The following is a 19,488-nucleotide window of genomic DNA, read 5'->3' on the forward strand; positions in this document are numbered from 1 at the left end:
GTGGAATGGACGGCGCTCGAAGAGAGCCTGATCTGAATATCGGACGCGAAGAGGTTGCCGCCGCCGCAGAGGCCAGCCGCCGCCCTCTCGTCGTCCCGGTATATGCCGAGATCCCCCTCCCCGCCTCTCCGCCGGCGGACCTCTACGCATCGCTCCGCAGGGGACCCGGGTTCCTGCTGGAGTCGCTCGAGGGGAGCGAGAAGACCGTCCGCTACTCGTTCATCTGCACCGCTCCGGCCGCCGACGTGACTGTCGCCTCCGACGGCACGCTGACGGTCTCCGGCGACTCCCGCATTCGGGAGATCGCCGACGAGGTCGCGGCGGCCGACCCCCTCGCCGCCGTCCGTTCGTTCATGGACCGGCTCCGGGTCGCTCCCTCGCCGCTTCCGCGGTTTTCGGGGGGGCTTGTCGGCTACTTCGCCTACGACCTCGTCGCGTCGATCCACCCGACCGTCCGGCCGGTCGCGGCGGAGGACCCGGAAGAGCCCGTCGCCCGGTTCATGCTGGCACAAAACTGCCTCTCCCTCGATCACCTGACGCGGCGGCTCGCGGTCATAACGAACCTGATCGTCACCGACGGGTCCGACCCCGGGGAGGAGTACCGCCGGGCCGCCGACGCAATCGCCGGAGAGATCTCCCGGATACGCAATCTCGTCCCGGGAGGTCCGGCCGACCCGGACCCTTCCGGGGTCGCGGCGTCGTCCTCATGCACCCGCAAGGAGTTCTCGGATGCGGTCCTCCAGATCAAGGAGCGTATCGCGGCAGGCGACATCTTCCAGGCGGTCCTCTCCCGGCGGCTCACCTGCCGGCTTGAGGGCGACGGGTTCGCTGTCTACCGCCGGCTCCGGGAGAGAAACCCGAGCCCCTATATGTACTACCTGGACTTCGGCGACTGCCGGGTCGCCGGGAGCAGCCCCGAGATGCTTGTCCGGGTGGAGAACGGGCGGGTGACGACGGTCCCGATCGCCGGGACCCGGCCGCGGGGGCTGACCCCGGCGGAAGACGAGAGGCTCGCGGCCGAGCTTCTCGCGGACGAGAAGGAGCGGGCGGAGCACGTCATGCTCGTCGACCTTGCGAGGAACGACATCGGGGCGGTCTCCGCCTATGGGAGCGTCTCGGTGGAGGGGTTCATGACCGTCGAGCGGTTCTCGCACGTCCAGCATATCGTCTCCACGGTCTCGGGCAGGCTCCGGGAGGGGATGGACCGGTTCGACGTGCTGCGGTCCTGCTTCCCGGCGGGGACCGTCTCGGGCGCCCCGAAGGTCCGGGCGATGCAGATCATCGGCGAGACGGAGAGGCTCCGGCGCGGGGTCTACGCGGGTGCCGTCGGCTACCTCGGCTTTGCCGGCACGATGGATCTTGCAATAGCCATCCGGACGGTCGTCGTGCGGGGCGGCGTCGCCTCCGTCCAGGTGGGTGCGGGGATCGTGGCCGACTCCGACCCTGACAGAGAGTGGGCCGAGACCGGGAACAAAGGCCGGGCGATGCTTGCGGCGCTCGGCGCGGCGGAGGTGGAATGATGCGGGTGCTCGTCGTCGACAGTTACGACAGTTTCACCTTCAACCTCTGTCAGCAGATCGGGGCGCTCGGTGCGGAGCCGGTCGTGGTGAAGAGCGATACGCCGTTTGAGCAATTCTCTCCCGAATCCTTCGGCCGGGTCGTCCTCTCGCCCGGCCCGGGGCATCCCCGGGAGTGCGCCCTCTATCGGGAGGTCCTCTCGACGATCAGCCGGACGGTTCCGACCCTCGGGGTCTGTCTCGGTCACCAGGCGATCGGCCTCGTCTTCGGAGCCAGGATCGCCAGGGCCGACCGGCTGATGCACGGGAAGCGGTCGCTCATCCGGCACGACGGCACGGGGATCTACGCCGGGGTGGCGAGCCCCCTCGTCGCGACCCGCTACCACTCGCTCGTCATCGACCCGGCCACGGTCCCGGACTGCCTCGCGGTGACCGCCAGAAGCGACGACGGGGCGGTCATGGGTGTCCGGCACCGGGAGTTCCCGATCGAGGGAGTGCAGTTCCACCCGGAGAGCATCCTCACCCCCGACGGGACCCGGCTGATGGAAAACTTCCTCTTCGGTCCGGGAGGCGGGACATGATCCGGGAGGCGATCGCCCGGGTCTCATCGGGTACGGACCTCACCCCGGCCGAGGCGGGAGCGGCGATGGAGGAGATCGTGCGGGGCGCCGCGACCCCCGCCCAGATCGGCGGTTTCCTCACGGCGCTCCGGATGAAAAGGGAGACTGTCGCCGAGATCGCGGCATTCGCGCGTGTCATGCGGGCGGCTGCCGTCCCGGTCCCTCTCCCCGCCACGGAAGCGCGGGTGGATACCTGCGGGACCGGGGGCGACGGTGCGGGAACCTTCAACATCAGCACCGCGGCCGCCTTCGTCGCGGCCGGTGCGGGGGTTTCCGTCGTGAAGCACGGGAACCGGGGCGTCTCGAGCCGGTGCGGCTCTGCCGACGTCCTCGAGGCGCTCGGCGTCTCCGTTGCGATCCCGCCCGACCGGGTCGCGGAGGTTCTTTCGGCCGCCGGGATCGCCTTCCTCTTCGCCCCGGCCTACCACCCGGCGATGCAGCACGCCCGGTCGGCCCGCGAGGAGATCGGCATCCGGACGGTCTTCAACCTTCTCGGCCCCCTCACGAACCCGGCAGGTGCCGGAGCGCACCTCCTCGGCGTCTACGACCCCCACCTGACCGTCCCGGTCGCCCGGGTGCTCGGGGACCTCGGTGCGGAGCGGGCGATGGTGGTCCACGGCGACGGTCTCGACGAGATCGCGACGAGCGGGCCGACGACGGTTGCGGAACTCCGGGACGGCGAGGTCGTAACGTATACGCTCGACTGCACGGAGTTCGGGATTCCGCGCTCATCCGTCGCCGCTCTCCGGGGCGGCGGGGTGGAAGAGAACGCCCGGCTCCTCCTCTCCGTCCTCGCGGGGGAGAACGGCCCCGCCCGGGATATCGTCGTCCTCAACGCCGGGGCGGCGATCTACCTCGGCGGGAAAGCCGATGACGTCGCCGGCGGCATCGCCCGGGCGGAAGCGTCGATCGATTCGAGGGCGGCGCTGGATCGGCTCCGCCGGCTGGTCGAGGCGACCGGAGGCGGGGCATGATCCTCGACGAGATCGTCAGGGCGACCGGCGAGCGCCTCGCGAACCTCGCCCCCCTTCCTGCGTTCGATCCCGACGCCGTGCCTCGCCGGAGTCTTGAACAATCCCTCCGGGGTTGCCGGGAGAGACGCGCGATCATCGCCGAGGTGAAGTACGCCTCCCCGTCACGCGGGAGGATCCACGAAGGCGGCACTCCGGAGGCGATCGCCCGGGAGTTCGTCGCCGCCGGAGCCGCCGGGCTCTCGGTCCTCACCGAACCCACCTATTTTGGGGGCAGTACGGAGAACCTCGTCCGGGTGCGGCGTGCGGTCCCGGTCCCGATCCTCAGGAAGGACTTCATCATCGACGAGCGTCAGCTCAGCGAAACCCGGGCGCTCGGCGCCGATGCCGTCCTCCTGATCGCCCGGGTGCTCGGGAGCCGTCTCTCCGCGTTCGTTGACGAGGCGCACGCGCTCGGTCTCGAGCCGCTCGTCGAGGTCCACGACAGGGACGAGATGGAGCAGGCCATCGCCACCGGGGCGGGCCTCATCGGGATCAACAACCGCAACCTCGAGACGATGAGGGTCGATCTTACGACGACGGTCCGCCTTGCAGAGGCGGCACGCGGCGAGGGGAGGACCGTGGTCTCCGAGAGCGGCATCGCCTGGCCCTACGACGTCCGGCGCCTCTCCCGGCACTGCGATGCGTTCCTGATCGGGTCCGCCCTGATGTCGGCCAGGGACCGGCGGAAAAGACTGGAGGGATTTATATTCGCGTGAAGATCTGCGGGATGACGAGCCCGGAAGACGCCAGAGCGGCAGCCGCGGCGGGAGCCGACGCGATCGGCGTGGTGCTCGCGAGCCCCTCGCCGCGGTCGGTGAGCCCTGATGCGGCCCGGGAGATATTCGCGGCGGTCCCGCCGTTCGTGACGAGGGTCGCCGTCACCTCGACCGCCCGGGCGGAGGACCTCGCGGAGATCCTCCTCTTGCGGCCGGATGCGGTGCAGGTCTCGGGCAGCCTTTATCTGCCCCGGGATACCGGGGTCGCGGTCATCCGGATGCTTGCGCCCGGCGACCCCCCGCGGGGCGACTGCGACGCGGTGATCGTCGACGGCAGCCACGGCACCGGGCGGGCGTTCGATCCCGGATACGCGAGAAGATGCGTGGCTTCCTCCCCGGTGCCGGTCATCCTCGCGGGTGGGCTTTCCCCCGGCAACGTCGCCGCGGCAATCCGGAAGGTAAGGCCCTACGCCGTCGACGTCGCTTCAGGCGTCGAGGCAGCGCCGGGGGTCAAGGACGAGCGCCTCATGCGGGAGTTCGTGAAGATATGCAGGACGATCGATTCATGAAAGCAGGACGATACGGAGTATACGGCGGGCAGTACGTGCCCGAAACCCTGATGAGCGCGTTGATCGAGCTTGAGGAGACCTACGGGCGGGTCCGTGAGGACCCGGAGTTCTCCCGCCGGCTCTCCTGGTACCTGCACGAGTATGCCGGGCGGGAGACCCCGCTCACCTTCTGCGAGAACCTCTCCCGCGACCTCGGCTGCCGGGTTTACCTGAAGCGGGAGGACCTCCTCCACGGCGGTGCGCACAAGCTGAACAACACCCTCGGCCAGGCGCTCATGGCGAAGTTCATGGGCAAGCGGCGGCTCATCGCCGAGACCGGCGCCGGGCAGCACGGCGTCGCGACGGCGATCGCGGGCGCGGCCCTCGGTCTCCCCGTCGAGGTCTACATGGGCGAGGTGGACACCCGGCGCCAGGCGCTCAACGTCTTTCGGATGGAACTCCTCGGTGCCCGGGTCATCCCGGTCGTCTCCGGGACGCGGACCTTGAAGGACGCCATCAACGCGGCGATGCGCGACTGGGTGGCGAACCTCCGGGAGACCCACTACCTGCTCGGCTCCTGCGTCGGCCCGCACCCCTTCCCCCGAATCGTCCGCGACTTCCAGTCGGTCATCGGCGAGGAGGCGCGGCGGCAGGTGCTCGAACGGGAAGGGCGGCTCCCCGATACCGTCGTCGCCTGTGTCGGCGGGGGTTCGAACGCGATCGGGATCTTCTACCCGTTCACAAACGACGACGTGGCGCTGGTCGGCGTTGAGGCGGGCGGCGAGGGGCTTGAGTCCGGCCATCACGGGGCCTCGCTCTCGCGGGGCTCGGTCGGGGTCTTCCAGGGGGCGCTCTCCTACCTCCTCCAGGACGATGACGGCCAGGCGCTCGAGACGCACTCCGTCGCCGCGGGCCTCGACCACCCCTCCGTCGGGCCGGAACACGCCATGCTGAAGGACTCGGGAAGGGTCCGCTACGAGGCGGTCACCGACGCCGAGGCCCTCCACGCCTTCCGCTACCTCTCCCGTACCGAAGGGATCATCCCGGCGCTCGAGTCGGCCCATGCGGTCGCCTACGCCCTCCGGGCGGCCGACGACCTCGATAAGGACGGCATTCTCGTCATCAACCTCTCGGGGAGGGGCGACAAGGACGTCGCCGACATCGCGAGCCTTCACGGGGGTGCGGCATGAGCAGGATCGAGCGCCTCTTTGCCCGGAAAAGCCCGGTCTTCATCGGGTTTACCGTCGCCGGAGACCCTGATAGAGAGAGATCGTTCGGGGTGGCGGCGGCGATGGTCGATGCGGGCGTCGACCTCCTCGAGATCGCCGTCCCCTACTCCGACCCGGTGGCGGACGGCCCCGTGATCGAACGGGCGCACGTTCGCGCCCTCCGTGCGGGCACCACGCCGGACGACGTCTTCACGCTCGTCCGACGGGTCAGGGAGTACGCGCCGGGCCTTCCCGTCGTCCTCTTCACCTACTACAACATCGTCTACCGCCGGGGACCCGACCGGTTCTTTTCGGAGGCCGCGGCCGCCGGTGCGGACGGCGTCCTCATCGTGGACCTTCCCGCCGAGGAGTCGGAAGAGGTCGGGCCATCCTCTCTCCGGTACGGGATCGACCGGATCGCGCTCATCGCCCCGACGACGTCGCCGGAGCGCCGGCGGAGGACCCTCCGGGACGCCTCCGGGTTCGTCTACCTGATCTCGCTTGAAGGGGTGACCGGCGAGCGCGACCGGTTGCCTCCCATCGCCGGGCTGGTCGATGCGGTGCGGAGGGAGACGGACCTTCCGCTCGCCGTCGGGTTCGGGGTCTCGCGCCCGGAACACGTCCGGAGCGTCGTCGATGCCGGCGCGGACGGCGTCATCGTGGGAAGCGCCCTCGTCCGGATCGTCGAGGAGCACATGGGCGACGAGGCCGGGATGCACGAAGCCCTCCGCACCGCGATCAGGGCGCTCAAGGGCGGGCTCGCCCCCGACTCGGGGGTGGAGGGATGAGACGGGCCATCGGGTTCCTGCTCAACCCTATCGCCGGGATGGGCGGCACGGTGGGGCTCGCGGGGACGGACGGCGTGGTCGCGGAAGCCCTCCGGCGCGGAGCGGCCCCACGCTCGGCCGGTCGGGCCGTGCAGGTCCTCTCTCTCCTCAAAGACGACGATATCACATGGTGCACCTGTTCGGCGCCGATGGGCGAGGACGCCCTTATTGACGCAGGGATCGACCGCTCCACGGTCCTCTACCGCCCCGCCGTCTCGACCGGCGCCGCCGATACGAAGGCCGCCTGCCGGGCGTTTCTTGAGGCCGGGGTCGATCTCGTCGCCTTCTGCGGCGGGGACGGGACGGCACGGGACGTCTTCGACGCCGTCGGCCGGGAGGTGCCGGTCCTCGGCATCCCTGCCGGGGTGAAGATGTACTCGGCGGTCTTTGCGGTCGACCCTCCGGCGGCGGTCACCCTCATCCGCGAGACGGGGCGAGCCCCCTGCCGAGACTCCGAGGTGATGGATATCGATGAGGGGGCCTACCGGTCGGGCCGTCTTGCCGCCCGGCTCTACGGGTATGCACGCGTTCCGTATCTTCCGGAGCGGATACAGAGCGGAAAGCAGGTCTTCGAGCAGCAGGACGAGGAGCGGGCGAAGGACGATATCGCCGCGTTCATCAACGAGGTCATGCTGCCGGATACGCTTTATATCATCGGCGCCGGGAGCACGACGGCCCGGATCATGGAGCGGCTCGGTCTTGCCCCGACCCTCCTCGGGGTCGACGCCGTCCGGGGCGGGGAGGTCGTCGCCCGCAATGCCGACGAGAAGACGCTTCTCTCCCTCCTCGACAGATACCCGCGGGCGAAGATCGTCGCGAGCCCCATCGGCGCCCAGGGGTTCGTTCTCGGGCGGGGAAACCAGCAGATCAGCCCGGCCGTCATCCGGAAGGCCGGACTACGGAACCTGATCGTGGTTGCCACGCCGGGAAAGCTCGCCGCGACTCCCCTCCTGTACGTCGACTCCGGCGATGCGGCGCTCGACCGGGAGGTCGGGGACTCTTTCCTGGTTGTCTCCGGCTACCGGATGGCGCAGCGGAAGCGGGTCGTCCATCCCATGTGACCCGAAAACCCAGGGTTTATCCCCGGTCGGCGTCTAACCTCTCTTGGTGACATCCTTCGACCCCTCGGTCCTCGGGATCTTCGTCTTCGGCCTCTTCGCCGGCATCTGCCCCTGCAACAGCGTCCTCTGCCTCGGCCTTATCGGGTATCTGACGAGCGGGAAGACCGATCTCACGCTTGCCGGCATCCTTAAACTGACTGTGGCGTTCTCGTTCGGGACCGTCCTCGTCCTCCTGCCGCTCGGGGCGGTCGCGGGCTACGTCGGGGAGTACCTCCTCTTCCTGAACGAGACCGTCGCGTGGGCGATCGGCGGGGTGCTGTTGATCCTTATGGGGCTGCAGCTCCTGCACGTCTACAAACCGCCGATACGAAGCATCTTCAATCTCTTCCGGGCGCCCATCTCTTACTCCGTCACGGGGGCGTTTCTGCTCGGGCTCTCGTTCGGGGCGATCACCGTGGGGCGCGGGGCGCCGATGCTGCTCGTCGTCCTGACCTACATCGCGCTCTACCAGACGGCGGTCGAGGGGTTCTTTACGATCCTTGTGTATGCGGTGGGGCTCTCGCTCCCCCTGATAGCGATCAGCTCGCTCGGGGGCGCTCTCGGGAAGAAGGTCAAGGAGAGGGCGAGGGTGAGCGGCGAGGTCTTCGACCGGGTTGTCGGCGTCGCGATCATCGCGATCGGGGTCTATTTCCTGTACCTTGCGTTCCTGTGATGGCCCTCGGAAGGTGTTGTTCTGTTCTCCGGGGTCATTCCTATCTTTTCCTGTTGGGGCGCCCCTCTTCCCGGGAATCGGGGTCCAGTGAGGGAATCAGCCGGAGGGCGGCATAGAGGACCACTGCGACGAGAACGCATTCGAGGTAAAACCCGAAAAGCGTGAACGCGGAGAAGACCAGGTTGTATGCGGGCGTATCCACGGCGAGCGGGAGGGCGCTCATGACGCCGTCGAAGAGCCACCCAAATATGGGAACTCTATCTGCGAGCAACGGGGCGGGCCCGCCCGCCAACCTGTCAGGGTTCACCAGCAGGGCGACGACGAAGGGGACCGAGGCCGCAACGGCGACGAGCATCGCCTGCCGCTGTCTGCGGACCGGGACGGCGCCCTCGATCAGGGGGAGCGGCGTCGCGGCTCCCGCGACTGCAAGGGTGACGATCACGAGGGCGAAGACGGGGAGGAGGGACTGCGGTTCCGATGTCCCGGCGATGTCGACGAAGAGCGCCCAGACTGCGCACGCACCGACCGCAACAAGGGGCGGGATCGCCGCTCGCCGCCGGTTCCGGGCTATAGTTCTTCTATGATGGGTTGAGGTGGCTCTATACAACATTTCTGCACTCACAAGGGGTTTGATCCGGGAACGGGGCTCTATATCCTGTGTGAAGGTCAACGTTCTTCTATAAACGATTTCTGTCACAAACCTCTACATGTCGGTCAGCCCCGGGTTTTCGACCGGGATCGTGCGGCGTACCTCGCATCCGGGCCACTCCCGGGATCAACCACGCTTCCCTCTCCCGCAGGCCGGGGTCAACGCCGGAACGCTCCGGTACCGTCTTGAGGTCCTCCGCCGGACGGGGAAGGTCCACTCAGAGCACGATCACGGGTTCCTTATTACGCAAGCAGTAAGGCGACCTGCGGGCAGGAGATCGGTGGGATACGGGAGCAAATTTCCGGTATCTTATAATACCGGGAATGGCGCGGAAAGAGGTGCATCTGCACCCGGGATCGCCGGTGCATCGGTGACCCGGCACTGTCCGCAGAAAAGATCTCTATACATTATGTACAGACTATGGAATCGGCCGCCCCAAGGTCCTGTCGTGTGAACGCAATGATGCAATCGGGATTTTCTCCCGGGGACGGAGTCCCCTCCGTCCTCTGATGCGGGGTGATCGTGATGGTGTACCAGGATGCTTCCGGGCCGAACACGACCTCTTTCATCGGGCGGAATCTCCCTCCCGAGACTTCATAGAGCCTTCCATGGGTCTCGTTGTACTCCGCTCCGTACATATTTATACCCGCGAGCAGTGTCATGCCCCGCTCCCGGAAGGGGATATCTTCCAGAGTGATGGCGTCGACCTCCCGTAAGAGGGCGAGGGGATGTACCCCCTGCATAGGGTGGTCAATTTTCTGCGATTTGACGGCCACGGTTCCGTCCGGCCCTACGTACGCCTCGTAGACGTGCCGCTCGCCGTTTTCCTCCCCGTAAAAGAAGAGCCATATCACCCGGATCGCGCCGTCCCCGGCGATGTCGGTCTCCAGTTGCAGTAGCACTGCCGACTCGTTCTCGACGCCCGTTTCCTCAACGGCGATCTCCCAGAGGTGGAGGACGGCCGGGTTGTACGCCGGGGACCTGAGACGGGTGATGTTCTCGATACGCGCAACGTCCGGGCTCTCCGGCAGGACGAAGAAGTGGATGCAAACATAGATGAACGCCATCCCCACGATAACGATAAGGATCTTTCTCATGATTCAGGTCGCTCCGGGTCGACTGTAAAGTTTCATTGCGGCACGAAGATCAGACCGGTTCTTTTCTTGCAGTACGCTCATCCACGAACCGCACGATGATGCTGCCGAAAAGCAGGACGAAAAACAACCACCGAAGAAGGGAATCGGCGCGGATGTCGAGGATATAATCCCGGTAGATATTGACCCCGAGGAGAACCGCAGCAAGGGCGAGCATCAATTTCCAGAGATACGAGAGGTAGTTGCAGAGCATGACCGTCAAAGGGTTTCGCCCGGTCGATCCGCGACCCGGCGACCGGTATCCATACCGGAGAGTTCGACGTTCTTCTATATACCCTTATGTGACGCGCCTCCTCACCAGGTTTTCCGGAGAGAATTTTCAACCGAAAATAGCCGCCGCAGGTCGAAAACAGGGCTCGGCGCCGAACGACAGGAGACGACCCGGGTACCGGCACCTCTCCGGGCGCCGACGTGTAGAGGGGTTTGAGAGAAGACGTAAATAACGTTACAGCCCAGTCTCAGGATAATAAGATCCAGGCGGGGGTCTTTATGAGGATGAAGGGATGGCAACGGAATCGACGATAACGGGGAAGGTGCGGGAGCGCCGGGTTAGCCGGGGGATGAAGGCGGAACGAGTCTTCATCGTGGCCCGGAAAGAATTCACCGACCAGGTTACGGGCTGGCGGTTCCTGGTGATCCTCGCCCTGTTCCTCGCCATCGCCCTGGCGGGGACGTACAGCGGGGTCGTGAGCTACGAGAGGGAACTGGACCGGTATGCCCAGGAACTGGAGGCGATGGACGACCGGTTCGATGAATCGGGGTGGATAATAATGCCCTCCAAACCGCCGGTCGAGAACGTTTACTCCTCGATGTTCCTCGTGCTGATCTCCTACGGGAGCCTCCTCGCCATCGCCGTCGGGTTCAACCTGGTCTCCGGGGAGAAGGAGTCCCGATCGCTCAAAAGCCTTCTCTCCCACCCGGTCTACCGTGACGAGATCATCAACGGCAAGGCGCTCGGGGGCGTCGCGCTGCTGGTACTCGTCATCGGAGGGGTGCTCCTCATCGCAACCGCGCTGCTCCTCGTCCTCTCGATCGTGCCCTCCCCCGACGACCTCTGGGTGATCCTGACCTATGCCGGCGTCACCCTCCTTCTCCTCGTGACGTTCTTCTCCATCGCGCTTGCCTTCTCCACCCTCTGCCGGGAGAGCGGCAGCGCCCTGCTTCTTGCGGTGATCGCCTTCATCCTCCTCTCATTCGTGATCCCCTACGCCTTCGCGCAGATCGGCCCGGCGCTTATGATGGAAGAGCCCGACCCCGCCGCATACGGAGGGGACACCTCGTCGGAAGGCTTCCAGGCAGAGATTATGGCATACTACGAGCGGCAGGATGTCATCACGAGCGCCAGAAACCTCCTCTCCCCGGAGATGGCCGTCAACAACTTGATCCAGACGGTGCACAACTCCCACAACTCTCCGGGAACGACCTTTGAAAACATGCTCGGCGAGATATGGTCGAGCGTGGTTGCACTGATCTTCTACCCCGTCGTCTTCTTCGCCATCGCATACGCGCGGTTCATGCGGATGGATATCCGGTGACCGAATGAAGGGTCCCGGGCTTCCTCTGTCGCACAGGAGGGGTCCCGTCGCTCACTTTCAGAAAGAGAGGGCGGATGTGTAGAGAGATGTGAGAGAAGAGATAAATATCGTGAGGTCGAGGAAGTAGTGCGGGTGCCGGAATCGGGCATTCGTACAAGTTGTGGGGCGCATCATCCTGCCGTGAACTGCGGATGTGTGGCCCCACATGCCCGGAGGGCCACTAGAACTGTTGGCTGTCATCAGGGATAGCCGTTATGGTTCCACGGCCTCCCCGGGTACGCATGAACAGAGGTGAAAAAAACATCATGAAACAGAAAAAGATGTTCGGACCGTATGCTGTTGCCGTCATCGGCCTGCTTCTCGTCTGCATGGCAGTGGCGCCGGTCAGCGCGGAGAACGGGCTGCATGCCGTGGCCATTGACGGGGGCTCGCTCCTGATCAATGAGGACGGAGGCATTGACTGCACTGCCACAGCTGATACGTACGTCGGCTCCTATATACCCGGGGTAACCTACCAGATCGAGGTGGATTGTGAATACAGGGATTATAATGTGGTAGTTGGACAAACGGCCCAATTCCGCTTGGAAGGGCCGGATGGGTCCGTAACCACGAAGTCCATTTTCGATGTCCCGCTTATCAATAACAACTGGCAGGGAACGTTGTCGATTCCCTTTACGCCCGCCAGTCCCGGTTCGTACCACTGGGAGATCGCGTGCAGTGAAGGTTCCGAGAGCGCTTCGGCCCGCGGAGATCTCATCCTATCATAAGGATAACCCACGATGGCGGCCGATTCCTCCTCTTCCCAATTTTTTGGCCTCTTCAATGCCGGGGCCCCGATTGTCGCCGCCCTGCTCCTCATTGTCACGGCGATACCTACCCCGGTATATGCCGATGACGCGGATTCACTAGCCGGAGCCATCGGGGTGCTCACCGACCACCGGCGGGTCCCCGGCCTCGACGACGGACCGGCTGCCGACTATATCGCCGGGAGACTGGAGGAGTACGGCTACGACGTACAGCAGGAGACCTTTGCCGTCGAGACGGATGCGGGACCGGCCACGACCCGGAACGTCGTCGGTATCAAGGAGGGCTCCGGGCCGGGGATCGTCGTCGTCTGCGCCCATTACGACGTCGACGGTCCCGACTGCCCCGGAGCGGACGACAACGCCGCCGGGGTCGCCGTGATGCTCGAGGTTGCCCGGGCGCTCCGGACGGAACCCCTGAATCGGTCGGTCTGCTTCATCGCCTTCTCCGGTGAGGAGGTGGGGCTTCTCGGGAGCGCCGACTGGCTGGAACGCCATGCAAACCTCCGCGAGGAGATCGTCGCGGCCGTCAACCTCGACTGCGTGGCGCGCGGCGACGAACTCCACATAGATACCCTGCCCCAGTACCGCTGGATGCTGGACGCAGTTCCGGAGTCCCCGGCGATCAAGACCGGACCGGGCCTTGGGGGCGACCACCAGCGCTTCTGGGAGCGTCACATCCCCGCCGCCCTGATAACCGACACCAGCGGCTATACCCTGCGGCAGACCCGGAACGATACGCCCGAGACCCTGAACCTCTCCCTGGCGGCGTCCTGCACCGAGGCGGTGACCGGCATGGTCCGGACCCTTGCCGCCGCGGACGACACGACACCCCCGGCGGTGGAGGGCTCGGTCGACGAAGACGGGACGATCCGATATGCCGTCTCCGGGCCGTCGATCACGCACCTCATCGTCGACGGGACGGACTTCGGGGTCCTCGCATCAGGGCAGGTCACCCTCCCCGCAGGCCCCCATGCCGTCCGGGTCGTCGCCTACGATGCGGCCGGGAACCGAGGAATCCTGGACCTGGAAGCCGATGTCCCGGATACCGGGCGCGACGCTCCGGGGTCCGGCCATCAGCCCGGGGGCATCAGCATCCCCTGGAAGCGGACTGAAGAAGAACGCGAGAAGTACGGCATGCGAGAGTACGGCACGCTGTTTGTCCCCCTCTCCTACGATTATCCGGGAGAGGCGGAGGCCGGGACTCGCGTCGACGGCTACGTGGACGGTATCCGGATCACCGGGCTTGAGGAGGGGCATGTCGTCGTCTACGCCCCGGGCAGCCACCGATACGAGGTGGTTGCGGCCGCCGCCGGAACCGTGGTCGGGTACGACGAGGATACGTTTCTCGTCAAACGCATGTATGACAGTCCCGGGGCTTACTACATCCGGGACAACTCTGTGCAGGAAGAGCCAATCCGCAAGGACCCGCTCCCTCTGGTTCCGGTCGCGTGTGTCGTCGCCGCCTCGCTCCTCGCCGTCGGGTATCTCTTCTCGCGGAGCATCGTCTCGCGGAGGCGATGATATCGACCGTATGGTATAACAGAGGTAATCTATGACAGCAGAACGAGTCTTCATTGTGGCCGGGAAGGAGTTCACCGACCACCTCACCAGCCGGAAGTTCCTGGTGATCCTTGCGTTGTTCCTGATGTTAACCCTGCTCGGCATGCATCAGGGGATCGACCAGTACAACCAGAACCTTGAAACGTATAACCAGCAGCTGCAGGCGGCGGGAGACGCCGCCGGTCCGGCGGGGATGATGCCCGAGCGGCCGTCGATCCTGATCATCTTCCAGCAACTGGAGAGTTCGCTGATAGTCTTCGGCGGCGTCCTCGCGATTGCGATGGGGGCCGACCTGGTCTCGAAGGAGAAGGAGTCCCGGTCGCTCAAAAGCCTTCTCTCCCATCCGGTCTACCGTGACGAGATCATCAACGGCAAGGCGCTCGGGGGGATGGCCGCTCTCGGGGTCGCTCTTGTCGTCGCGTTCGCGCTCACCTTCGCCGTCCTCCTCGTCTTCTCGATCGTGCCGACGGCGGACGAGGTCAGCGCCGTCCTGATCTTCGGGCTCGCCTCGTTCCTGTTCCTGCTGGCGTTCTTCGCCCTCGCCCTCGCGCTCTCGGTCGTCGTGAAAGAGAGCGGGCATGCGGTGGTCTACGGTCTCACGCTCTTCTTCGCCTTCACCTATCTGTTACAGATGTTCGGGATGGTTCTTGCAGGCGCGGTTGCTGGAGACATACCGGAGAGACCGGAAATGCCGATGACCGTGGACGGGCGTCCGGTTGATGAAGTGGCATGGAAGGCGTACCAGGAAGAGTCCGGGCAGTACATCGAGGAGATGGAGGTTTACCAGAGCAAACAGCAATTCGTTACCGATACGGTCTACCTCTTCTCCCCGATGATGACCTATAATGCCGTGGCCTCGACGGTTGCCTATCCCTCGGAAATGCCACCGGAGGAGGCGGCAAGCGCGATCTGGAGAAATCTCGCGGCTCTGATCGCCTTCCCGTCGGTCTTCTTCGCCGCCGCGTATGTTACGTTCATGCGGATGGACATCCGGTGACCGGACGACGGGTCCCCGGGACTCCCCTGCCGCACAGGACGGATACAACCTCCCGCTTTCGGGGAGACGGCGGCCGGACGTGTAGAGGGGTTTGAGAGAAGACGTAAATAACGTTACAACCCAGTCTCTGGATAATAGCCTCCGGGCGGGGGTCTTTGCGAGGATGAAGGGATGGCAACGGAACCGATGGCAACAGGGGAGGCGCGAGAGCGCCGGGGGATGAAGGCGGAACGGGTCTTCATCGTGGCGCGGAAAGAATTCACCGACCAGATCACGGGCTGGCGGTTCCCGGTGATCCTCGCCCTGTTCCTCGCCATCGCCCTGATAGGGACGTACGGCGGGGTCGGGAGTTACGAGAGGGATCTGGACCGGTATACCGAGGAACTGGCGGCGGTGGACGACCGGGTCGACGGACCGGAGCGGATGATGCCCTCGAAACCGCCGGTCGCGGACATTTACTCCTCGATGTTCCTCATGCTGATCTCCTACGGGGGCCTCCTTGCCATCGCCGTCGGGTTCGACCTGGTCTCGAAGGAGAAGGAGTCCCGGTCGCTCAAAAGCCTTCTCTCCCACCCGGTCTACCGGGACGAGATCATCAACGGCAAGGCGCTCGGGGGCGTCGCGCTGCTCGCCATCGTCGTCGGGGGGGTGCTCCTCCTCACCACCGCGCTGCTCCTCGTCCTCTCGATCGTACCCACCCCCGGCGACCTCTGGATGATCCTGACCTATGCCGGCGTCACCCTCCTCTTCCTCGTGACCTTCTTCTCCATCGCGCTTGCGCTCTCCACCCTCTGCCAAAAGAGCGGCAGCGCCCTGCTCCTCGCGATGGTCGTCTTCGTCCTCCTCGTGTTCCTGGCCCCCTACGCCACCGCGCAGGTAGGCATGGCCTTCATGATGGAGAAGCCAGACCCCGCCGCATACGGAGGGGACACCTCATCGGAAGGCTTCCAGGCGGAGATCGCGGCATACACCGGGCAGATGAAGATGGTCGAGAGTGCCATCAACCTCTTCTCGCCGCAGATGGCCGTCAACACGCTCATCAACGGGATATCCAGCTCCCCGGGGACGACCCTTGACGATACGCTCGGCAGGATCTGGTCGAGCGTGGTGGCGCTGATCCTCTATCCCGTCGCCTTCTTCGCCGTCGCGTACACGCGGTTCCTGCGGATGGATATACGGTGACCGGCAGGCGCGCACTTCCCACCGTGCGGAAGGGCGTGCCGACGATATCCCCGGATTTCAGCATCCGGGGCGAGTATGCACGGTTTTTGCCGGGTAATCTCTCATACCTGCGATCCGGAGGTCAAGGTATATTCCCACTGGAAACCGACCGGATCGCCGCCGGATGAATCAATAAACAACATACCAGGAGAATGCGGCGGCCTGGGTAGCGCGGCGACAGTTCTATGAAATGGACAGAAATGTTAAGGATAGGAACACCGACGTCTCAATCGGTCAATATCGCGCGTGGTATCCCGCGGGGGCCGGGGAGTTCGATTGGTGTCGCACCCCGGCTCCCAACAGCGTGCCCGGAGGACAATACGGGTGTTAACTTTCATCAGGGATAATTGTTGCGGTCCCGGGATCATCCCGGGCACGCATGAACGAGGTGAAAAGATCATGAGAAAACGAAAAAAAGATCGCCGGGCCGTGTGCCGCGACCATTGACGGGGGCAGGATGACGGGGATTCAGGCAGCGGAACGAGTCTTCATCGTGGCCGGGAAGGAGTTCACCGACCACCTCACCAGCCGGAAGTTCCTGGTGATCCTTGCGCTGCTCCTGATGTTTGTCCTGCTCGGCATGCACCAGGGGATCGACCAGTACAACCGGGACCTCGAAGTATATAACCAGCAGCTGCAGGCGGCGGAAGACGCCGCGGGTCCGGCGGGGATGATGCCCGAACGGCCGTCGACCCTCTTCGTCTTCCTGTACCTGGAGAGTTCGCTGATAGTCTTCGGCGGCGTCCTCGCGATTGCGATGGGGGTCGACCTGGTCTCGAAGGAGAAGGAGTCCCGGTCGCTCAAAAGCCTTCTCTCCCATCCGGTCTACCGTGACGAGATCATCAACGGCAAGGCGCTCGGGGGGATGGCCGCTCTCGGGGTCGCTCTTGTCGTCGCGTTCGCGCTCACCTTCGCCGTCCTCCTCGTCTTCTCGATCGTGCCGACGGCGGACGAGGTCAGCGCCGTCCTGATCTTCGGGCTCGCCTCGTTCCTCTTCATGCTTGCGTTCTTCGCCCTCGCCCTCGCGCTCTCGGTCGGCGTGAAAGAGAGCGGGCATGCCGTGGTCTACGGTCTCACGCTCTTCTTCGCCCTCACCTATCCGCTGCAGATGTTCGGGATGGTTCTTGCGGGCGCGGTTGTCGGGGATATGCCGCAGAAACCGGAGATGCCTGCATGGACGGATTCTGAAGGAGTGAACCACGTACCGTACGATGAGGCGTATGAGGAAGAGTGCGACCGGTACGCCGCAGAGCTGGAGGTTTACCAGAATAAACGGCAATTCGTCACCGATATGGTCTACCTCTTCTCGCCGGTGAGAACCTATAGTGCCGTGACCTCGACGACCGTCCATCCTTCGGAACTGCCGCCGGAGGAGGCGGCAGACCGGATTTGGCGGAATCTCGCGGCGCTGATCGTCTTCCCGGCCGTCTTCTTCGCCGCCGCATACGTGAAGTTCATGCGGATGGATATACGATGACCGGGCAAGAAGCCCGAAAACGGGCGGTTTCGGGAAGAGAAAAAAGGATGTAACGGCGATGCCGAGAAAGTAGTGCGGGTGCCACCGCAACAACAGAGAAACAGAAGATGAAACGAAGAAACGCTATCGCGGTCGTGGCAGTGCTGGCGCTGGTTGTACTGGCGGCCGCCGGTGCGATCTCTGCAATCCGGATCGATCAACGGAATCCCGGGGTCGAAGAAGCGCCTGTCGCAGAGGGTGCGGGCGGGATCGAGATCCCGGCCGCAAAAAACCTGGGTAGAATGTATACGGACGGCGACGGCGATACGGCAAGCGCGGCGCCAAACGGATATACGACCGTCTCTGCCGGTTACAACGTCTTCACGGCGAATTACACGCATGTCAACGACGAAGACGGCGACGGACAGGGAGCGATCTACCGCCTGACGGTATACGACGCCCGGAGTATCGCACATACGAAGCAAATAGACGTGGACCGGGCGACCGACGGCACCATCAGCGTGGCCTTCGATTCGCATGGCAGCGGCGACGCCCAGTACGAGCTCTGGTGCGAGACGCACGACCTGTTCGATACAGAAAAGGCATCGGACATAGGCACCGGCGACCTCGATTACATCTAAAACGGTGATCCAATTGAGCGAAAAAGTATTATGCAGCATCGGCCTGGTGCTGGGCCTTGTTATCCTCCTTGGGTACGGGCTCGTATCGTATGCCGCGGAGGACGTCATTGTGAACGCCACCACCTCCGGCGGCAGGATCGTCTTCCAGGATGACGCCTCCCATGGCGTCTATCTCCTCGGCAGAGCCTGGGCCGACTTCGGGAGCAACGCAACGCTCTCAAACGCGACCCCTTCGCTCGAGACGGGGACGGGAAGAAGCGTCTTCCTTGTCGCATGTGAAAACGACCGGAGAAATGAACCCGGCGGGACCAGGACGGCTGCCTTCACCCTGACCGTCTGGGACCCTGCAGGGGTGTCCCACAGCACCACCCGGGAATTTGGGGGAATTTGCTCTGAAACGCTGAGCGTAGATTGCTCCCCGTCAAAACCCGGAGAGGGGCGGTTCGAGATCACATCGACCATCCGCGAGAGACGGCTGAACCTCCCGGCGGTCTTCGACCGCTGACCTCCTCCCCGACCTCTCAGCACGTCCGGGCGGCGAGAAAGTAGCGTACCGCCCTCCCATCCCTCTCGCTCCTTACGGCACCGTCCCGGATGAGCCGCGCCATATGCCAGGTCACCGATGAACCGGCGATCCCGAGCGTGGATGCGATCTCCTTTCGCGTCATCCCAGGTTCCTCTACGAGAAGGTCGAGTATCCGTTTCCGTGTCCCGTAATGGGGATGTTCGGCCGTCTCCCTTTCGAGAGCCGCCCTGCGGCCCGCGTAATACCGGAGGAACCCGCGATCGTGCTCCATCAGTATCTTCCCCGTCTCGCAGAGGACCTCAAGGTGGTATCGGAGGGTTCCGGCGTTGACTCCCAGCCTGGGGGAGAGGACGGATAGCGTGGTCCCGGGGTTGGCCCGGATGTAGAGATACGCCGCGCGGCGGGTCTCGTGGTTGAGGGCGTTCTTACCGGAGATCTTTCTGTGTCCGAGGAAGGCCCAGGCGGATGCCACTATGAGGATCTGCACCGGGAGGAAGAGCAGGGGAGCGTTCATGAAGACGAAGTCGAGCAGGATCAACTTCAGGGGCACATTCCAGACGGATAACGGGATCGGATCGTCGATTCCCCACTCCGGAAACTCTCCCTCATTCAGTATGGTGTCGGCTGCGCTCCCCGGGGCGATGGAGAGCAGCAGGGCGATGGAAAGCAGCGCTACCTTTGTGAAGAGAGGTCGTTTCGCCATCAAAAAGATCAGGGTGGC

Annotated in this window: 21 protein-coding genes; 17 read left to right on the forward strand and 4 right to left on the reverse strand. The window is 64.6% G+C overall.

Annotation, left to right across the window (positions count from 1 at the left end):
- Positions 1–5: 5 nt before the first annotated feature.
- From BRA42_RS05345 to BRA42_RS05385, 9 genes are read left to right on the forward strand one after another with little or no spacing between them, the layout of a single operon-like run.
- The gene (locus BRA42_RS05345) at positions 6–1,520 is read left to right on the forward strand and encodes an anthranilate synthase component I family protein (protein WP_292409914.1); all 1,515 of its coding nucleotides are present in this window, start codon (positions 6–8) and stop codon (positions 1,518–1,520) included.
- Positions 1,520–2,098, forward strand: a complete 579-nt coding sequence (locus tag BRA42_RS05350) for an anthranilate synthase component II (RefSeq protein ID WP_292409938.1) — start codon at positions 1,520–1,522, stop codon at positions 2,096–2,098. Before BRA42_RS05345 ends, BRA42_RS05350 begins: the two co-directional genes overlap by 1 nt.
- Positions 2,095–3,111, forward strand: coding sequence for an anthranilate phosphoribosyltransferase (gene trpD, locus BRA42_RS05355; protein ID WP_292409912.1), 1,017 nt, complete (start codon positions 2,095–2,097; stop codon positions 3,109–3,111). The genes BRA42_RS05350 and trpD overlap by 4 nt, the downstream gene beginning before the upstream one ends.
- Positions 3,108–3,866: an indole-3-glycerol phosphate synthase TrpC gene (locus BRA42_RS05360; RefSeq protein ID WP_292409910.1), complete on the forward strand. Its 759-nt coding sequence runs from the start codon at positions 3,108–3,110 to the stop codon at positions 3,864–3,866. Before trpD ends, BRA42_RS05360 begins: the two co-directional genes overlap by 4 nt.
- On the forward strand, positions 3,863–4,435 hold the full coding sequence (locus tag BRA42_RS05365) for a phosphoribosylanthranilate isomerase (RefSeq protein WP_292409908.1): 573 nt from the start codon (positions 3,863–3,865) through the stop codon (positions 4,433–4,435). The genes BRA42_RS05360 and BRA42_RS05365 overlap by 4 nt, the downstream gene beginning before the upstream one ends.
- Positions 4,432–5,604, forward strand: a complete 1,173-nt coding sequence (gene trpB / locus BRA42_RS05370) for a tryptophan synthase subunit beta (RefSeq protein ID WP_292409937.1) — start codon at positions 4,432–4,434, stop codon at positions 5,602–5,604. Before BRA42_RS05365 ends, trpB begins: the two co-directional genes overlap by 4 nt.
- Positions 5,601–6,410: a tryptophan synthase subunit alpha gene (gene trpA, locus BRA42_RS05375; RefSeq protein WP_292409906.1), complete on the forward strand. Its 810-nt coding sequence runs from the start codon at positions 5,601–5,603 to the stop codon at positions 6,408–6,410. The genes trpB and trpA overlap by 4 nt, the downstream gene beginning before the upstream one ends.
- The gene (locus BRA42_RS05380; protein ID WP_292409904.1) at positions 6,407–7,510 is read left to right on the forward strand and encodes an ATP-NAD kinase family protein; all 1,104 of its coding nucleotides are present in this window, start codon (positions 6,407–6,409) and stop codon (positions 7,508–7,510) included. Before trpA ends, BRA42_RS05380 begins: the two co-directional genes overlap by 4 nt.
- 46 nt (positions 7,511–7,556) lie before the next feature.
- Positions 7,557–8,222: a cytochrome c biogenesis CcdA family protein gene (locus BRA42_RS05385; RefSeq protein WP_292409901.1), complete on the forward strand. Its 666-nt coding sequence runs from the start codon at positions 7,557–7,559 to the stop codon at positions 8,220–8,222.
- Between the two features lie 40 nt (positions 8,223–8,262).
- Here BRA42_RS05385 and BRA42_RS05390 read toward each other — a convergent pair whose 3' ends face one another.
- The 3 genes from BRA42_RS05390 to BRA42_RS05400 form a co-directional block, all read right to left on the reverse strand.
- Entirely contained in the window at positions 8,263–8,832 is a 570-nt protein-coding gene (locus BRA42_RS05390; protein WP_292409899.1) for a hypothetical protein, read from the reverse strand.
- Between the two features lie 446 nt (positions 8,833–9,278).
- Positions 9,279–9,968 carry a hypothetical protein gene (locus BRA42_RS05395; protein ID WP_292409897.1) on the reverse strand — a complete coding sequence of 230 codons (690 nt, stop codon included), beginning with the start codon at positions 9,966–9,968 and terminating at the stop codon, positions 9,279–9,281.
- 49 nt (positions 9,969–10,017) lie between these two features.
- The gene (locus tag BRA42_RS05400; RefSeq protein WP_292409896.1) at positions 10,018–10,218 is read right to left on the reverse strand and encodes a hypothetical protein; all 201 of its coding nucleotides are present in this window, start codon (positions 10,216–10,218) and stop codon (positions 10,018–10,020) included.
- Positions 10,219–10,528: 310 nt separating this feature from the next.
- Here BRA42_RS05400 and BRA42_RS05405 point away from each other — a divergent pair, with 310 nt between their 5' ends.
- The 8 genes from BRA42_RS05405 to BRA42_RS05440 all read left to right on the forward strand — a co-directional run bounded on the left by BRA42_RS05405 (position 10,529) and on the right by BRA42_RS05440 (position 18,746).
- On the forward strand, positions 10,529–11,560 hold the full coding sequence (locus BRA42_RS05405; RefSeq protein WP_292409894.1) for an ABC transporter permease subunit: 1,032 nt from the start codon (positions 10,529–10,531) through the stop codon (positions 11,558–11,560).
- Positions 11,561–11,841: 281 nt separating this feature from the next.
- Positions 11,842–12,327: a hypothetical protein gene (locus BRA42_RS05410; RefSeq protein ID WP_292409892.1), complete on the forward strand. Its 486-nt coding sequence runs from the start codon at positions 11,842–11,844 to the stop codon at positions 12,325–12,327.
- A gap of 12 nt (positions 12,328–12,339) precedes the next feature.
- The gene (locus tag BRA42_RS05415) at positions 12,340–13,887 is read left to right on the forward strand and encodes a M28 family metallopeptidase (protein ID WP_292409890.1); all 1,548 of its coding nucleotides are present in this window, start codon (positions 12,340–12,342) and stop codon (positions 13,885–13,887) included.
- Between the two features lie 31 nt (positions 13,888–13,918).
- A complete protein-coding gene (locus BRA42_RS05420; RefSeq protein ID WP_292409888.1) occupies positions 13,919–14,923 on the forward strand; it encodes an ABC transporter permease subunit in 1,005 nt (334 codons plus the stop codon).
- 171 nt (positions 14,924–15,094) lie between these two features.
- Positions 15,095–16,105, forward strand: coding sequence for an ABC transporter permease subunit (locus tag BRA42_RS05425; RefSeq protein WP_292409886.1), 1,011 nt, complete (start codon positions 15,095–15,097; stop codon positions 16,103–16,105).
- 496 nt (positions 16,106–16,601) lie between these two features.
- On the forward strand, positions 16,602–17,621 hold the full coding sequence (locus BRA42_RS05430; protein WP_292409884.1) for an ABC transporter permease subunit: 1,020 nt from the start codon (positions 16,602–16,604) through the stop codon (positions 17,619–17,621).
- Positions 17,622–17,728: 107 nt separating this feature from the next.
- Complete coding sequence (locus tag BRA42_RS05435; RefSeq protein ID WP_292409882.1) at positions 17,729–18,241, forward strand: hypothetical protein; 513 nt, start codon at positions 17,729–17,731, stop codon at positions 18,239–18,241.
- A 4-nt stretch (positions 18,242–18,245) separates the two neighbouring features.
- Entirely contained in the window at positions 18,246–18,746 is a 501-nt protein-coding gene (locus tag BRA42_RS05440) for a hypothetical protein (RefSeq protein ID WP_292409880.1), read from the forward strand.
- A gap of 16 nt (positions 18,747–18,762) precedes the next feature.
- Here the strand turns inward: BRA42_RS05440 and BRA42_RS05445 are convergent, their stop codons facing one another.
- Entirely contained in the window at positions 18,763–19,470 is a 708-nt protein-coding gene (locus BRA42_RS05445) for a winged helix-turn-helix transcriptional regulator (protein ID WP_292409878.1), read from the reverse strand.
- Positions 19,471–19,488 lie beyond the last annotated feature (18 nt).

This window comes from Methanoculleus sp. UBA374 (assembly GCA_002508705.1).
Classification (GTDB): domain Archaea; phylum Halobacteriota; class Methanomicrobia; order Methanomicrobiales; family Methanoculleaceae; genus Methanoculleus; species Methanoculleus palmolei.

Bases quoted from the DNA above. Each gene is read 5' to 3' on its own strand.
- BRA42_RS05390 (WP_292409899.1), bottom strand. From the start codon at position 8,832: ATGTTGTATAGAGCCACCTCAACCCATCATAGAAGAACTATAGCCCGG.
- BRA42_RS05420 (WP_292409888.1), top strand. From the start codon at position 13,919: ATGACAGCAGAACGAGTCTTCATTGTGGCCGGGAAGGAGTTCACCGAC.
- BRA42_RS05445 (WP_292409878.1), bottom strand. From the start codon at position 19,470: ATGGCGAAACGACCTCTCTTCACAAAGGTAGCGCTGCTTTCCATCGCC.
- BRA42_RS05405 (WP_292409894.1), top strand. From the start codon at position 10,529: ATGGCAACGGAATCGACGATAACGGGGAAGGTGCGGGAGCGCCGGGTT.
- BRA42_RS05425 (WP_292409886.1), top strand. From the start codon at position 15,095: ATGGCAACGGAACCGATGGCAACAGGGGAGGCGCGAGAGCGCCGGGGG.
- BRA42_RS05360 (WP_292409910.1), top strand. From the start codon at position 3,108: ATGATCCTCGACGAGATCGTCAGGGCGACCGGCGAGCGCCTCGCGAAC.
- BRA42_RS05400 (WP_292409896.1), bottom strand. From the start codon at position 10,218: ATGCTCTGCAACTACCTCTCGTATCTCTGGAAATTGATGCTCGCCCTT.
- trpD (WP_292409912.1), top strand. From the start codon at position 2,095: ATGATCCGGGAGGCGATCGCCCGGGTCTCATCGGGTACGGACCTCACC.
- BRA42_RS05435 (WP_292409882.1), top strand. From the start codon at position 17,729: ATGAAACGAAGAAACGCTATCGCGGTCGTGGCAGTGCTGGCGCTGGTT.
- BRA42_RS05350 (WP_292409938.1), top strand. From the start codon at position 1,520: ATGCGGGTGCTCGTCGTCGACAGTTACGACAGTTTCACCTTCAACCTC.
- BRA42_RS05415 (WP_292409890.1), top strand. From the start codon at position 12,340: ATGGCGGCCGATTCCTCCTCTTCCCAATTTTTTGGCCTCTTCAATGCC.
- BRA42_RS05430 (WP_292409884.1), top strand. From the start codon at position 16,602: ATGACGGGGATTCAGGCAGCGGAACGAGTCTTCATCGTGGCCGGGAAG.
- trpB (WP_292409937.1), top strand. From the start codon at position 4,432: ATGAAAGCAGGACGATACGGAGTATACGGCGGGCAGTACGTGCCCGAA.
- BRA42_RS05410 (WP_292409892.1), top strand. From the start codon at position 11,842: ATGAACAGAGGTGAAAAAAACATCATGAAACAGAAAAAGATGTTCGGA.
- BRA42_RS05380 (WP_292409904.1), top strand. From the start codon at position 6,407: ATGAGACGGGCCATCGGGTTCCTGCTCAACCCTATCGCCGGGATGGGC.
- BRA42_RS05395 (WP_292409897.1), bottom strand. From the start codon at position 9,968: ATGAGAAAGATCCTTATCGTTATCGTGGGGATGGCGTTCATCTATGTT.
- trpA (WP_292409906.1), top strand. From the start codon at position 5,601: ATGAGCAGGATCGAGCGCCTCTTTGCCCGGAAAAGCCCGGTCTTCATC.
- BRA42_RS05345 (WP_292409914.1), top strand. From the start codon at position 6: ATGGACGGCGCTCGAAGAGAGCCTGATCTGAATATCGGACGCGAAGAG.